At 64.6% G+C, this 14,772-nt stretch carries 15 protein-coding genes and 1 tRNA gene; 15 read left to right on the top strand and 1 reads right to left on the bottom strand.

The window, feature by feature from the left end:
• Nucleotides 1-3: 3 nt before the first annotated feature.
• The 10 genes from proB (at nucleotide 4) to E3T46_RS07405 (ending at nucleotide 6,189) form a co-directional block, all read left to right on the top strand.
• On the top strand, nucleotides 4-810 hold the full coding sequence (proB, locus tag E3T46_RS07450; protein WP_134441221.1) for a glutamate 5-kinase: 807 nt from the start codon (nucleotides 4-6) through the stop codon (nucleotides 808-810).
• Nucleotides 811-857: 47 nt separating this feature from the next.
• The gene (locus E3T46_RS07445; protein WP_134578051.1) at nucleotides 858-2,126 is read left to right on the top strand and encodes a glutamate-5-semialdehyde dehydrogenase; all 1,269 of its coding nucleotides are present in this window, start codon (nucleotides 858-860) and stop codon (nucleotides 2,124-2,126) included.
• A gap of 121 nt (nucleotides 2,127-2,247) precedes the next feature.
• Nucleotides 2,248-2,457, top strand: coding sequence for a hypothetical protein (locus tag E3T46_RS07440; RefSeq protein ID WP_134441223.1), 210 nt, complete (start codon nucleotides 2,248-2,250; stop codon nucleotides 2,455-2,457).
• 15 nt (nucleotides 2,458-2,472) lie between these two features.
• The gene (nadD, locus tag E3T46_RS07435; RefSeq protein ID WP_092450772.1) at nucleotides 2,473-3,066 is read left to right on the top strand and encodes a nicotinate-nucleotide adenylyltransferase; all 594 of its coding nucleotides are present in this window, start codon (nucleotides 2,473-2,475) and stop codon (nucleotides 3,064-3,066) included.
• Nucleotides 3,063-4,046, top strand: coding sequence for a hypothetical protein (locus E3T46_RS07430; protein WP_134578050.1), 984 nt, complete (start codon nucleotides 3,063-3,065; stop codon nucleotides 4,044-4,046). The genes nadD and E3T46_RS07430 overlap by 4 nt, the downstream gene beginning before the upstream one ends.
• Nucleotides 4,047-4,170: 124 nt before the next feature.
• Nucleotides 4,171-4,584: a ribosome silencing factor gene (gene rsfS / locus E3T46_RS07425; RefSeq protein WP_104133119.1), complete on the top strand. Its 414-nt coding sequence runs from the start codon at nucleotides 4,171-4,173 to the stop codon at nucleotides 4,582-4,584.
• Nucleotides 4,585-4,657: 73 nt separating this feature from the next.
• Nucleotides 4,658-4,733: transfer RNA gene (locus E3T46_RS07420), tRNA-Ala, on the top strand.
• 317 nt (nucleotides 4,734-5,050) lie between these two features.
• The gene (locus E3T46_RS07415; RefSeq protein ID WP_134471191.1) at nucleotides 5,051-5,395 is read left to right on the top strand and encodes an Lsr2 family protein; all 345 of its coding nucleotides are present in this window, start codon (nucleotides 5,051-5,053) and stop codon (nucleotides 5,393-5,395) included.
• A gap of 15 nt (nucleotides 5,396-5,410) precedes the next feature.
• On the top strand, nucleotides 5,411-5,800 hold the full coding sequence (locus E3T46_RS07410; RefSeq protein WP_134578049.1) for a YchJ family protein: 390 nt from the start codon (nucleotides 5,411-5,413) through the stop codon (nucleotides 5,798-5,800).
• A 47-nt stretch (nucleotides 5,801-5,847) separates the two neighbouring features.
• Nucleotides 5,848-6,189, top strand: a complete 342-nt coding sequence (locus tag E3T46_RS07405; RefSeq protein WP_134578048.1) for a TIGR02611 family protein — start codon at nucleotides 5,848-5,850, stop codon at nucleotides 6,187-6,189.
• Between the two features lie 20 nt (nucleotides 6,190-6,209).
• On the opposite strand, the gene E3T46_RS07400 is transcribed toward E3T46_RS07405, so the two are convergent.
• A complete protein-coding gene (locus tag E3T46_RS07400) occupies nucleotides 6,210-6,608 on the bottom strand; it encodes a hypothetical protein (protein WP_134578047.1) in 399 nt (132 codons plus the stop codon).
• Nucleotides 6,609-7,026: 418 nt separating this feature from the next.
• Here E3T46_RS07400 and glgX point away from each other — a divergent pair, with 418 nt between their 5' ends.
• The 5 genes from glgX (at nucleotide 7,027) to E3T46_RS07375 (ending at nucleotide 14,646) form a co-directional block, all read left to right on the top strand.
• Nucleotides 7,027-9,213, top strand: coding sequence for a glycogen debranching protein GlgX (gene glgX / locus E3T46_RS07395; protein WP_134578046.1), 2,187 nt, complete (start codon nucleotides 7,027-7,029; stop codon nucleotides 9,211-9,213).
• Entirely contained in the window at nucleotides 9,213-11,558 is a 2,346-nt protein-coding gene (treY, locus tag E3T46_RS07390; RefSeq protein WP_134578045.1) for a malto-oligosyltrehalose synthase, read from the top strand. Before glgX ends, treY begins: the two co-directional genes overlap by 1 nt.
• On the top strand, nucleotides 11,555-13,309 hold the full coding sequence (treZ, locus tag E3T46_RS07385) for a malto-oligosyltrehalose trehalohydrolase (protein ID WP_134578044.1): 1,755 nt from the start codon (nucleotides 11,555-11,557) through the stop codon (nucleotides 13,307-13,309). The genes treY and treZ overlap by 4 nt, the downstream gene beginning before the upstream one ends.
• A gap of 78 nt (nucleotides 13,310-13,387) precedes the next feature.
• Nucleotides 13,388-13,903, top strand: a complete 516-nt coding sequence (locus E3T46_RS07380; protein WP_134578043.1) for a hypothetical protein — start codon at nucleotides 13,388-13,390, stop codon at nucleotides 13,901-13,903.
• Nucleotides 13,900-14,646, top strand: coding sequence for an enoyl-CoA hydratase/isomerase family protein (locus E3T46_RS07375; protein WP_134441233.1), 747 nt, complete (start codon nucleotides 13,900-13,902; stop codon nucleotides 14,644-14,646). The genes E3T46_RS07380 and E3T46_RS07375 overlap by 4 nt, the downstream gene beginning before the upstream one ends.
• Nucleotides 14,647-14,772: the final 126 nt, after the last annotated feature.

The raw sequence follows: 14,772 nt of genomic DNA, 5'->3' as shown, positions 1-14,772 counted from the left end.
CGAGTGAGGGCCCGCTCGCAGGAACTTGTTCGCTCGGCGGCGCGCATCGTCGTCAAAGTGGGTTCCTCGTCGATCAGCGGCGAGAATTCCGGGCAGATCGCACCGCTCGTTGATGCCCTCGCCGAAGCCCATGGCCGCGGCACCGAGGTCATCCTGGTGTCGTCGGGTGCGATCGCCATCGGCATGCCGTACCTGAAGCTGCAGGAGCGCCCCACCGACCTGGCGACCCAGCAGGCCGCGGCATCCGTTGGTCAGAATTTGTTGATCTTTCGCTACCAGGACAGCCTCGACCGCTACGACATCGTCGCCGGGCAGGTGCTGCTCACCGCGAGCGATCTCGATAACGCCACCCACCGCGGCAATGCCCAGCGGGCGATGGAGCGCCTGATGGCGTTGCGGATCCTGCCGATCGTGAACGAAAACGACACGGTTGCGACCCACGAAATTCGATTCGGTGACAACGATCGACTCGCCGCCCTCGTAGCCATCCTGATCGACGCCGACCTGCTGGTGCTGCTCAGCGACGTCGACGCGCTCTACACCTGCCCGCCGCACCTGCCCGGCGCCGAGCGCATCAGCCACGTCGCTTCCGGCGATCCCCTGATCGGCATGGAATTCGGCGCGACCAAGGTGAACGGGGTGGGCACCGGGGGAGCGAGCACCAAGATCACGGCCGCCCGGATCGCCGCGCAGGCCGGAACCGCCGTGCTCGTCACCGCGACCGGACTCGTGGCCGAAGCGTTGCGCGGCGAACCGGTCGGAACCTGGTTTGAACCCTCGCCGGCACCGTCGGCCCAGCGCATCCGCTGAGAAAGTCTAAATAGTCTCTCGGCAGGCCCTCCGGTAAACTTGAGGGCATGTTGCAGTCACTGAACGATGTCGCCCAGCTCACGCCCACCCTTGAGGCCGCTCGCACCGCTTCTCTGTCGCTCGCTTCGGCACCGACAGAGGTGAAGAACAGGGCGCTCAAGCTGATCGCCCAGTCTTTGCGGGAGAACGTCGCGGCCATCGTGACGGCGAACCAGATCGACCTCGATGCTGGGGCGACCAACGGCCTGACCGCCGGGCTGCTCGACCGGCTCAAGCTCGACGAGGCGCGTATCACGGCTCTCGCTGATTCCGTCGACCAGATCGCCCTATTGACCGACCCGGTCGGCCAGATCGTGCGGGGCAGCAGCCTGCCCAACGGCATTAAGATCAGCCAGGTGCGCGTGCCGTTCGGCGTCATCGGCGTCATCTATGAGGCCCGCCCCAACGTCACCGTCGACCTTGCCGCCCTCGCCATTAAGAGCGGCAACGCTGTCGTGCTGCGCGGTGGGTCCGCCGCCGAGAACAGCAACCGAGTTCTCATCGATCTCGTCCAGGCCGCCATCGCCGCCGCCGGGCTCAACCCCGACTCTGTGCAGACCATCGATCCCTTCGGCCGGGCCGGCGCGACCGAACTCATGAAGGCACGCGGCTTCGTCGATGTGCTCATTCCGCGCGGCAGCGCCAACCTCATTCGCACCGTCGTGACCGAGTCCCAGGTTCCCGTCATTGAAACCGGCGCCGGCGTCGTGCACATCTTCCTCGACGAAACGGCCACCAAGCAGTGGGCGATCGACATCGTGCACAACTCCAAGACGCACCGGCCCAGCGTCTGCAACGCCCTCGAAACCCTGCTCGTGCACCGCAGCGCCGCCGAACGACTTCTGCCCGACGTGCTGGCCAAGCTGGAAGCCTCCGGGGTGACGATTCACGCGGATGCCCGCACCCGCGCCCTCCACCCGTCCGCCGTCCCGGCGACCGACGATGACTGGGCCACCGAATATATGAGCCTCGACCTTTCGGTCGCGATCGTGGATTCTCTCGACGAGGCGATTGCGCACATCCGTCGCTATTCGACCGGGCACACCGAGTCGATCATCACCAACGACCTGCAGAACGCGGAGCGGTTCCTGAACGAGGTGGATTCGGCCTCGGTCATGGTCAACACCTCGACTCGGTTCACCGACGGCGGCGAGTTCGGTTTCGGCGCCGAGGTGGGCATTTCCACCCAGAAGCTGCATGCCCGTGGCCCGATGGGGTTGCCCGAGCTGACCAGCACCAAGTGGATCGTGCGCGGCACCGGACAGGTGCGCTCGTAGCTTTAGCCAGGTCACTGCTGGCTGCCGCTAGAATGGGGACGGCGGCGTGAAACGTCGCACCCATAATTTGATTTGAACAGCTCGAGCAGCGTGCTGGTCGTTGTGCTTGAATGGAGAACCGATGTCCTTTGTGACTGCTGTGCTGACCGAGGTCGAGCACATCGCCCTGCCGCTGCCCCTGATTGCCTACCCGATGGTCGCGGCCGTGTTGTTCCTCGCCCTCGGCATCGTGCTGTGGAGCTTTCGCGATGTCTCCAACCGTCACAGTGCCAAGGCCGACGCCTACGCGGCAGCGCACGGGGGACGTGGCTCCAGCACCGGTGGCCACTAGAAGCCTGATCGTAACGTGACAGTTCGTCGTCCGCGCATCGGCGTGATGGGCGGTACCTTCGACCCCATCCACCATGGACACCTCGTCGCCGCGAGCGAAGTGGCGCAGAGCTTCGACCTGGACGAGGTCGTCTTCGTACCCACCGGGCAACCTTGGCAAAAAAGCGGAGTGACCGGCGGGGAGCATCGCTACCTGATGACGGTCATTGCCACCGCGTCGAATCCCCGATTCACCACCAGCCGCGTCGATATCGACCGGGTCGGGCCGACCTATACGATCGACACGCTCCGGGATCTGCACGAGGAACGACCAGACGCCGAACTGTTCTTCATCACCGGAGCGGATGCCATCACGCAGATTCTCGGGTGGAAAGACGTGCGCGAGCTGTGGCAGCTGGCCCATTTCGTCGCTGTGAGTCGCCCGGGGCATGAGCTGAGCGTTTCGGGTTTACCCAACCAGGACGTAAGCTTGTTGGAAGTTCCGGCACTGTCCATTTCGTCTACTGACTGCCGGGCACGGGTCAATCGGGGTTTCCCGGTCTGGTATCTGGTCCCCGATGGGGTCGTCCAGTACATCTCAAAGCATCATCTGTATCGGAGTGTGGCATGACGTTGGGAGAGCCTCAGCCGCTCAGCCGACGTCAGGCGCGTGAACTTGCGCGTCATCGGGAGCCCGTTCCCGTTCTTGACGTGCCCGCGCTGACCCCCGCAGCCTTACGCCCAGCTGCGCTGGCAGCCCCGGGGAGTGCCCCAGTCGCGCGGCGGTCCAGTCGCCACCACACGCCCGACCGGGCCAGCGAACCGGCCGAGTCTGCGGCATCCACTGCACCAGCGGAAACCCCGACACCCCCGTCTGCGGTTCCCGCCGTCGAGCCCGCCCTCAGCCGCCGCGAACTGCGAGCCCTGCAGGCGCGTCAGAATCAATCAGCGCAAGAGGATGCCGTTCCGACGGTGTCAGCGCCGGTCGCGCGCGAGGCCGCGGTTCCCGAGGCCGAGCTGATCGAGGCCGAGCTGATCGAGGCCGAGCTGATCGAATCGGAGCAGATCGAACCGGAGCAGATTGAGCCGGACCGGAGTGAGCCCGCCGGTTGGACTCCGCCCGTCGGTCACTGGTCCGTTGATTCGGGCGAGCAAACGCCGGTGCACGCACCTGAACAGTCGCTGGATGAACTGATCAATCGCGGAATCGGGGCCGGCGGCATCCCAACGACGACGAATGCGCTCATTCTGCCGTCGATTCCGCATCAGGGCCCCAGCGTGAGTCCGATCTCCAACACCGGTGAGATCATAATCACAGGATCTTTCGATCTGCCACGCAGTCTTGGCTCCACCGGGGCGCATCCCAATCTGTTTGATTCGTCCGAGATGGACCACATGATGGACCAGCTCGATGCTGACCAGCTTGGCGGCGACTCGGCACCGGTCAGTGCCAGTCGCGCAGTGAGTACGCATGCCTCGACTCGCGGCATGCTTACGCCGCCAAAGAAGCAGCGAGCGTCGCTTCCCATGGTTCTGGTCATCACGACGGCGATCCTCGCGGTCAGTGTTCTCGCTCTCTTCGTGACTGGCTACCTGTTGGGCATTTTCTAGTGCCGCTACGCGGATCGATCCCACAAATTTCTCCGACGCGTCGATGTGACTCGTTTCCCTCCGTTCCCCCCATCATCGCCGCGTGCGCATTCACGCCCCGCGGCACAATCTCAAGGATTCAGTTATGACCACGTCGCCGCACGCTCTCGAGCTGCTCAAAATTGCCGTTGCCGCCGCCGATTCGAAGGGTGGGGAAGATCTGGTTGCGCTTGACGTGTCCAATCCGCTTCCCCTGGCTGATATTTTCTTCATCGTCACCGGACGCTCCGAACGTAACGTCGTTGCCATCGCCGGTGAAATCGAAGACAAGCTGATCGAGGCCGGCCACAAGCCGCTCCGCCGTGAGGGACGCGCTGCGGGACGCTGGGTCCTCGTTGACTTCGGCGACCTGGTCGTGCACGTCTTCCACGAGGAAGAGCGCCAGTACTACGCTCTGGAGCGCCTGTGGAAGGACTGCCCGGTGATTCCGACCGGGATTCCGGCCAAAGTGGCAGCCGAAGTTGACGCAGAAGGCGACACGGAAGAGGTCGCGGAGTAGCTTCGGTTTCGCAGATCACATTCTGTGTTGTAAGCTAACAAAGTTGTTTCGGAGAGATTCGAAACGACAATCTGGGTCCGTGGCGCAGCTGGTAGCGCACCTGCATGGCATGCAGGGGGTCAGGGGTTCGAATCCCCTCGGATCCACCAGAATAGAAAAGCCCCGACAGTGTCGGGGCTTTTTTGTGCCCTCTCTCGGTATTTTTGGAGCCGGCTAAAAAGTCTTGCAATCTTTGTGACGAGTTTTTTCGTGAGTTTCTGCGGGCGAGTGCCAGAGTTAGTCAAGTCCCCCGACCTGGCTGGGCAAGAGTGGCATCCTTGCCCGGTTCAAAGCTGCCGAAGAAATACCGCGTGGCGGGTATCGGAAAAAGTTTCGGGCAGCGATAATCTCTTAGTGGTTAATCCCACAAGCACGAATTCAATATATGCGTCCCGAATGCATCCCTCATAAATTGGAGATTTACAGCATGAAGAAGACCACCGTTCAATTGTTAGACGACCTCGACGGTTCCGTTATCGAGAATGGCTCGGGGGCATCCGTTTCTTTCGCGTTTGAGGGCGACTCCTATGAGGTCGATCTGTCAGAAAAGAATCTCGCTGAGTTTCGTGCAGCCTTGAAGCCCTATGCCGACGTTGCCCGCAGAGTTGGCTATGTTCCCGCGAAAGCGCGAGCCGCCAGCGGATCAAAGTCGGATCGTGCCGAGCTTCAGGCCGTGCGGGCATGGGCTTCGGCCAATGGCATTCAGGTTTCCGACCGCGGGCGCATTGCGGCGACCGTTCGCGAGGCCTATTCACGAGCACAGGCCAACTAAGACAGGTTCTGCTTTATGCACGAGGATGTGCGGTGTCCCTGCCTGAGCGGAGACAGCTATTCCGCCTGCTGCGGTCGGTTTCACGCCGGCGCGGCCGTTCCTTCCACCGCCCAGTGGTTGATGCGGTCGCGTTACAGCGCCTTTGCACTCGGTCACGCGCAGTATCTGCTGGACACCTGGCATCCGCTCACTAAGCCCAGCTCGCTCGAATTAGACCCGTCCCTCACCTGGCGTCGCCTTGACATTCTGCGGACCGAGAGCGGGGGAATGCTCGATAGCGACGGCGTCGTCGAATTCACTGCTCACTATCGCCAGGATGGTATTTCCGGGCAGCAACATGAAGTTAGCCGCTTTCAGAAGGTGACGGGGCGTTGGTATTACCTCGACGGCGAATCGGCGGGCTGACCACTCCCGGCGGCGTCTTCCCAGCCATGCGTCATACATTGAATGCCATGTCTAACGCCCTCTCCCGCGATATCGCCACCGGCACCGATCCCCGGCATCCGGTGCGTCGCGCGTTGGGTCGGGCACGGGCTTGGGTTGATGGGCATGCTTATCTGCTCTTCGCCTATCGCCTGGCGGTTGCCCTGCTGGGCACCCTCGTCATTCTGGTGGGAGTCATTCTGATCCCCCTGCCTGGGCCGGGCTGGCTCATCGTTTTTCTGGGCCTCACCGTGCTCGGAACGGAGTTCGCCTCGGCTCGACGGGTGGGTGCGTTCCTTAAACGGATCGTTACCCGGGCCTGGGCCTGGTGGCGCGCACGCCGTGATCGCCGCGTTGCGAGCTCGGCGTAACCCTCGCCAGGGCAGCTGCCTCAGCGGCCGAAGGGCATGGCGGGAGCGCTGAAGAACAGTGACGTCAGAATGGCGACGTAAACGATGACGAAAATTGCCGGGGTGACGTAGCGCACGACATTCACCCACGGCGCCATGGCAATGATGCACCGGGTGAGCGCGCTGGGCGCTTCCAGGGCCCGCAGGTCGGCGATGACGGCGAGACCCTCGTTGGCGGCACTTATCTGTGCAAGGGCACCAAAAATACCCGAGGCGAGCAGGATGCCTGCCGCAGCGATGCGCACGGCCGGGTCAGCGGTTGCCAGCCCGAGTGCGAGAAAGCCGACGACAGCGGTCAGCAGAAACGTCGGGGCGGCCTGGGACACGATAATGTGTGCGCGTGCCTTGCCCCAGAAAGTTATGAGCTGGGATTCCGTCATGGTGGCTCCATTCGTTGTGGCACCGCCGACGGCGCCTGACTCCATTCTTGCGTGTTCAGCGAGATCATCCGATGGATCGGACGATGAATTGGCCGTGCCGTTGGCCGTGCCGTTGGCCGTGCCGTTGGCCGTGCCGTTGGTTCGGCGCACCGCATCCACGATGGGCTTCGGGCTGTCGCCGACGATCCCATAAATTCGGCGGACGCCCGCCTGCAGAAGTTGGCCGATGGGTTGATCGGCGACTGACCCTCCAGCGCCGCGAGGAACTTCTCAGGGTCCCAACCAACTCCCGCTCGAGCGGAAGGCAGATATGTCGGCGGATGCCTGTAGCGTATTCTCCAAGCGCGGCCACCGTCGGGTGCTGCCGTGTCCCTCAACTCGCACCTGACCGTGTCCCACCTTCCCTTCGAGGAGTCTCATGGAAACCTGGCCCGGCACCGCCTACCCCCTCGGCGCAACCTTTGACGGGAGCGGCACCAACTTCGCCCTGTTCAGTGAGGCGGCCCAACGAGTCGAACTGTGCCTCTTTGATGAAGACGGCGGTGAGACGCGCATCGAGGTACGCGAGTCATCCGCTTATATCTGGCACTGCTATCTTCCGCTCGTGCAGCCGGGCCAGCGCTACGGCTACCGGGTGCATGGCGATTACAACCCCGCAGCGGGCAACCGGCTCAACCCGAGCAAGCTGCTGCTTGACCCCTACGCCAAGGCTACGACCGGGGCCATCGACTGGGATCCGTCGCTGTTCTCCTATGACTTCGACGACCCGGATTCCCCGAACGACGAAGACTCCGCGGCACACATGATGCTCGGCGTGGTCGTCAACCCATTCTTTGACTGGACAGGCGACCGGTCGTTGCGCACGCCATACAGTAAGTCCCTCATCTATGAGGCACACGTCAAAGGACTCACCAAGCTTCAGGAGTCCGTACCGGAGACCCAGCGGGGCACCTACGCGGGATTGGCGCATCCTTCGGTCATCGACCATCTGCAGAAATTGGGGGTGACGGCTATCGAACTCATGCCGGTGCACCAGTTCGTGAACGACGGCACCCTCATGGAGCAGGGCCTGAACAATTACTGGGGCTACAACTCGATCGGATTCTTCGCGCCGCACAACGCGTATTCCTCCACCGGTGATCTCGGTCAGCAGGTGCAGGAGTTCAAGGGCATGGTGCGCAGCCTGCACGCCGCCGGAATTGAAGTCATCCTCGACGTGGTCTACAACCACACCGCCGAGGGCAACCACATGGGACCGACCCTATCGTTCAAGGGCATCGACAATGAGGCCTACTACCGCCTCATGGACGACGACAAGCGCTACTACATGGACTACACGGGCACCGGCAACACCCTCAATGTTCGGCACCCGCACGTGCTGCAGCTCATCATGGATTCGCTACGCTACTGGGTGCTCGAGATGCACGTTGACGGCTTTCGGTTCGATCTGGCCTCCGCTCTGGCCCGAGACCTGTACGAAGTCGACAAACTGTCCACCTTCTTCGAGCTCGTGCAGCAGGACCCGATCGTGTCGCAGGTCAAGCTCATCGCCGAGCCGTGGGACGTCGGGCCGGGCGGCTACCAGGTCGGTAATTTTCCCTCCCAGTGGTCGGAATGGAACGGCAAGTACCGCGACACCGTTCGAGACTTCTGGCGGGGAGAGCCGTCCACACTCGGCGAGTTCGCCTCGCGCGTGGCCGGCTCGGCCGACCTGTACGAGCACTCAGGGCGGCGCCCGATGGCCTCGATCAACTTCGTCACGGCGCACGACGGCTTCACCATCGCTGACCTCGTGTCCTACAACGAGAAACACAACGATGCCAACGGCGAAGACAACAACGACGGCGAATCGCACAACCGGTCCTGGAACTCCGGCGTCGAGGGCCCTACTGACGACCCCGAGATTCGCGGGCTGCGCGCCCGCCAGACGCGCAATTTCCTGGCCACCCTGTTGCTGTCGCAGGGGGTTCCGATGCTCTTGCACGGCGACGAACTGGGCCGCACCCAGCTTGGCAATAACAACACCTATGCGCAGGACTCCGAGCTGACCTGGGTGCACTGGGACGAAGCCGACCTGCCACTGATCGAGTTCACGGCGGCGGTCTCCCGCCTGCGCCGCGAGCACCCGACGTTCCGGCGCAGCCGGTTCTTCGACGGACGCCCGGGCAAACGGGTGGCAGGGGAGTCCCTGCCCGACATCGTCTGGCTCAACACCGACGGCGAGCCGATGGCGTCAGAAGACTGGGACGAGAATCTGGCCCGCACGGTGGCCAAGTTTCTCAACGGCAACGGAATCCGCGAACGCGACGTGCGCGGGCAAGAGGTCGTCGACGTCAATTTTCTGCTCCTGTTCAACGCGGATGCCGAGGACGTCGAATTCAAGCTGCCGCCCGATGAGTACGCCCCGGCCTGGGAGATCGTCGTCGACACCGCCGGCGAGGGGGCCGATTCCATTGCCCGTCCGGCCGGAGCCATTCAAACGGTAGTTGGTCGGTCCCTCGTGGTTCTGCGCGCGTATCACGAACCCGAAGCTGCCCCGGATCATTCGGTGGCCGCGTCACTCGCGGGCAACACCGGGTTGATCTCCCTCCCGGGCCTGACCTGATGCCGCTGAGCACTTATCGGCTGCAGATCACGGCCGGATTCGACCTCGATGCAGCGGCCGAAATCGTGGACTACGTGCGCTCCCTCGGTGCTGACTGGGTCTACCTGTCGCCGCTGCTGAAGGCCGAACCCGGATCGGATCACGGCTACGACGTGGTCGACCACTCGCTGGTCGACCCGGCCCGTGGCGGTGCGGCGGGGCTCGTCCGGCTTGCAACGGCAGCGCACCAGGCCGGGCGCGGCGTGCTCGTAGACATTGTGCCCAACCATATGGGGGTCGCCAGCCCGGCGCAGAACGCCTGGTGGTGGGACCTGCTGCAGAACGGTCAGCAGTCGCGTTATGCCGAGGCTTTCGACGTCGACTGGGCGTTCGGCAATGGCAAGATTCGCATTCCGGTTCTCGGCGACGATGGTTCGGATGAAAGCACGGAACTGGACCGGCTCGAGATCGTGGGCGGCGAGCTGCATTATTTTGACAACCGATTTCCCCTGGCGGCCGAAAGCAACAATGACGGTGCCAGCCCGGCCGAGGTGCACTCCAGACAACACTACGAGTTGGTGAACTGGCGTCGCGCCGACGCCGAGTTGAACTACCGCCGATTTTTCGCGGTGAACAGCCTCGCTGGTATCCGGGTCGAGGTGCCGTGGGTGTTTGAGGAATCGCACCGCGAGATCGTGCGTTGGGTGCGCGACGGCCTCGTCCAGGGATTGCGGGTCGACCACCCCGACGGGCTCGCCGATCCGGCCGGCTACCTGGAAGCCCTGCGGCGGGCCACCGACGGCTGCTACGTTCTGGTCGAGAAGATCCTGGAAGGGCGCGAAGCGCTGCCGACCAGCTGGGCGACTGCCGGCACCACCGGTTATGACGCCCTCGCCGACGTCGACCGGGTGCTCGTCGATCCGGCCGGCCAGGAGCCCCTCGATGCGCTCGAGGCCAGCCTGCAGGGCGTCGCTACCGACTGGGCCGACCTGGTCTATCGCAACAAGCGCGACGTGACCGACGGCATTCTGCGCTCCGAGGTGCTGCGAATCGCTCGACTCGTGCCGAGCGATACGGGGAACCTGGCACAGACCGCCGAGGCCCTGGCTGACCTGCTGGCCTGGTTTCCGGTCTATCGCTCGTACCTGCCCGTTGGCTCGGAGAATCTGCGCGAGGCGGCCCGCCGCTCGGCTACCCGCCGCCCGGAACTTCAATCCGAGATCGACCGGATGCTGCCCCTGCTCGGCGACCCGGGGCATCCGGCCGCCGTGCGCTTTCAACAGACCTCGGGCATGGTCATGGCCAAGGGCGTGGAAGATCGGGCTTACTACCGGTTCAGTCGGTTGACCTCGCTCAACGAGGTCGGGGCCGATCCCGACGAGTTCGCCGTGCCGGTGGCCGAGTTTCACAAGCGGCAGCGCACGCGTCAGGCGGGTTTTCCGCACTCGATGACGACGCTGTCGACCCACGACACCAAACGCGGCGAAGACGTGCGGGCGCGCATTGCGGTGCTTGCCGAGATCCCCGCCGAGTGGGCGGAGGCGCTACACCAGCTGCGGGCAGCGCATCCGCTCGACGATGCGCCCTTCGAGAACCTGCTCTGGCAGGCGATCGTGGGCGCCTGGCCGGCCAGCCGGGAGCGGCTCGCCGCTTACGCCCTCAAGGCCGCGCGCGAAGCCGGCACGTCGACCACCTGGACCCAGCCGAACACCGGTTTCGAAGCGGCTCTCGACGACCTCGTCACAGCCGCCGTCGAGTCGGGGCCGACCCGCGATCTCCTCACCGCACTGGTTGACCGGCTGCAGCAGCCCGGGTGGAGCAATTCGCTTTCCCAGAAGCTGCTGCAGCTGACCATGCCGGGCGTCCCAGACGTCTACCAGGGCAGCGAGCTGTGGGAGACCTCGCTCGTCGACCCTGACAATCGTCGCCCGGTCGACTATGCGCTGCGCCGCGAGCTGCTGACCCGTCTGGAAAGCGGATGGCTCCCCCCGGTCGACGAGACCGGCGCCGCCAAGCTGCTGGTCACCTCCAGCGCCCTGCACCTGCGCGGCAACCGGCCAGAGCTGTTCACCCGCTACCTGCCCGTGCCCGCCTTCGGCCCGGCTGCTGGCCATGTCGTCGCGTTCGACCGCGGCGGAGCGATCACCGTGGCCACGCGGCTGCCGATCGGGTTGCACGAGGCCGGCGGCTGGCGCGACACGACCATTGCCGTGGCCGGTCGCACCGTCGTCGATGTGTTCACGCGCCAGCGCTTTGACGGCCCAAGCGTGCGAGTCGCCGATGTGCTGGCCCGGTATCCGGTGGCGTTACTGGTGGCTGTCGACGACCGAGACCGCCCTTCCCACCGCATCGGACGTCACACATGAACGAGCAGAGATTCGAGGTCTGGGCACCCGACGCGCAGACCGTGCAGCTGGTGTTGGGCACGCGAAGGCTGGAACTTACCGCCCGCGATGACGGTTGGTGGGAACTGCCGGCATCCGCTCGACCGGCGGTGCGCGCCGAGATCGACTACGGCTTCATCGTGGACGGGCGCGGGCCGTACGCCGACCCGCGATCACGGCGGCAGCCTGCCGGGGTGCACGCCCCGTCGCGTAGTTTCGATGCGTCCGTGCATGTCTGGCAGGATGCCGACTGGACCGGGAGGCAGCTGGCCGGCGCCGTCATCTACGAGTTACATGTGGGAACCTTCACACCGGAGGGTACGTTCGGGGCGGCCGCGAGCCGGCTCGATCACCTGCAATCGATCGGCGTCGACTTCGTCGAGCTGTTGCCGGTGAATGCCTTCAACGGCACCCATAATTGGGGCTACGACGGTGTGCTCTGGTACGCCGTGCACGAGGGTTATGGCGGTCCGGCCGCGTACCAGGCCTTCGTCGATGCTTGCCACCAGCGTGGCATTGGCGTCATTCAGGATGTCGTTTACAACCACCTCGGCCCGAGTGGCAACTATCTGCCACAGTTCGGTCCCTACTTGAGCGAGGCCGCCGGTAACACCTGGGGGTCCTCGCTCAACCTCGACGGGCCGCACTCCGACCCGGTGCGCCGATACATTCTCGACAACGCACTCATGTGGCTCGGCGAGTACCACGTCGACGGCCTGCGCCTCGACGCCGTGCACGCGCTGCGCGACAGCAGCGCCACCCACCTGCTCGAGCAACTCGCCGTCGAGGTCGCCGCGCTCAGCGCCGAGACCGGGCGGCCCCTCACCTTGATCGCCGAATCCGACCTCAACGATCCGCGCCTCATCACCCCCCGAGAGGCGAACGGCTACGGCCTTGACGCCCAGTGGAGCGACGACTTTCATCACGCCGTGCACGTCGCCCTCACCGGGGAAACCTCGGGGTACTACGCCGACTTCGAGCCGCTCGACGCCCTGGCCAAGGTGCTCACCCACGGGTTTTTTCACGACGGCAGTTATTCCAGTTTTCGGGAGCGCACCCACGGTCGCCGGATCGACCGGGAACGGATGCCCACCTGGCGGCTGGTCGTCGCATCCCAGAATCACGACCAGATCGGCAACCGGGCCGTCGGTGACCGGCTCAGCGCCCAACTGGATGTCGGCCAGCTCGCAATTGCCGCGGCGCTGACCCTGCTCGGGCCGTATACGCCAATGCTGTTCATGGGGGAAGAATGGGGGGCGACGACACCCTGGCAGTTCTTCACCTCGCATCCCGAACCCGAACTCGGCACGGCAACGGCCACCGGACGCATCAGCGAGTTTGCCCGCATGGGCTGGAATCCGGCGCTCGTCCCCGACCCGCAGGACCCGGCGACGTTCGAGCGCTCCAAGCTCAATTGGAACGAACTGGCCGAGCCCGAGCACGCTCGACTGCTCGAGTTCTACCGTGCTTTGGCTGCGCTGCGCCGCACCCACCCCGATATCACCGATCCCCGGTTCGACCAGATCGCCGTCGAGGCGGATGCGACCGAGGGGTGGCTGCGGCTGCACCGTGGCCGCAGCAAGATTCTGATCAACCTCGGCGAGCGTTCGGCGCACATTCCGGCCGGCGGGGGAGAGGTCGTGCTGTCCTTCGCCGCCGCTGGCGATGCTGTGCAGGACCGACTGCCTAACGCCCTGCAGCTGGCTCCGCACTCGGTCGTCGTGCTGGCGTAATCTGTTCAAACGACGCGTTGGATCTGGCAAGATGGGGCTGCTGCCTCCAGTCGCAGCACACTCGATGGGGGACCACGCATGGGATCGTTTCTGGCGCCGACCACGGCGGCCGCGCTCGAGCGGGTGCTGACGCTGCAAACGGATACCGCTGGTTCGCCCCTGGATCGGCTGCGCGCCATCCGCTTGCTGCAGACCGCCCTCGAACAGGACCCGGCGACCCTGGCCGCTGTTCGCGGCGCCCTCGCTGCTGATGTGTCGTGGGACCAGATCGCTGATGCGACCGGACTCAAGCCTCCGGCGGCCAAATGGCGTTGGGGCGGCACCGACGACGAGATCAGCGCGCGCTTCGAAGCCGGCCGCAAACGATCCGTGCGGCCAAGCAGTGTGCCGACCGACCTCCCCGGTCTGTCCGTCGCCGAGGCGGCGGCCGAACGCGGTGTGAGCGCTCAGGCGATTTACCTGCAGGTGCGGCGCGGCACCCTGGTCAGCCGCACGGTGACCCTGCCCGACGGCCGCAAGTACAAGCGGGTGTTCCCGGCCGGCACGACTGACCCCGATTCCAACCCCGACCTCAACGGAGACGTCCCACAATGAACAGCATTCCCACCACTCTCACGATTGAGCATCGCGCCGACCGGGTGCACGTGCAGCTCGACCGGCCCGACGTGCGCAACGCCATCGACCAGACCATGATCGATGAGCTGCACGCAATTTGCGCTGAACTGGAGCAGCAGCCGCGTATCCTGATTATCAGCGGAGCGAACGGTGTCTTCGCCTCGGGTGCCGACATCGCCCAGCTGCGGGAACGGCGCCGCGACGACGCGTTGCTCGGCATCAATTCCGGGCTGTTCTCCCGCATTGCGAAGCTGCCGATGCCGGTGATCGCCGCGATCGACGGCTGGGCGCTCGGCGGCGGCGCCGAACTGGCCTATGCGGCTGACTTCCGCATCGCCTCCACGAGCGCCCGGATCGGCAATCCGGAGACAGCCCTCGGCATTCTGCCCGCTGCCGGTGCGCTTTGGCGACTGGCCGAGCTCGTCGGCGAGCCGGTGGCCAAGGAGATCATCCTGGCCGGACGCATTCTGAGCGCCCCCGAATGCCTTGCCGTGCATCTGGTCACCGAGGTGCACGACCCCGACGACCTGCTCGCTGCCGCCCACGCGCTGGCCGACCGCATCGCCGCGCAGGACCCGCTGGCGACCCGTTTGGCCAAGGAAGTTTTCCACGCTCCGCGGGCGGCGCATCCGCTCGTCGACAACGTTGCTCAGTCGATTCTGTTCGAATCCGAGGCCAAGTTCGCCCGAATGGATGCCTTCCTCGCCCGTCGCAAGCGCTAGCTGAAGACTGAACCGTCCCGGGTTTCATGCCGCCGTTTTGTTGGCGGCTTCGATATTTATCGGGCCGTTTGTTTCAGCGTAATAGTTGCGTTCATATTCTTCGGGCGGCATGTTCCCGAGTGCGCT

The sequence above is a fragment of the Cryobacterium sp. Hh11 genome (assembly GCF_004404045.1).
Lineage (GTDB): Bacteria > Actinomycetota > Actinomycetes > Actinomycetales > Microbacteriaceae > Cryobacterium > Cryobacterium levicorallinum.
The sequence above is the reverse complement of the archived record's forward strand: the minus strand, read 5'-3'. Positions and strand labels throughout refer to the sequence as shown.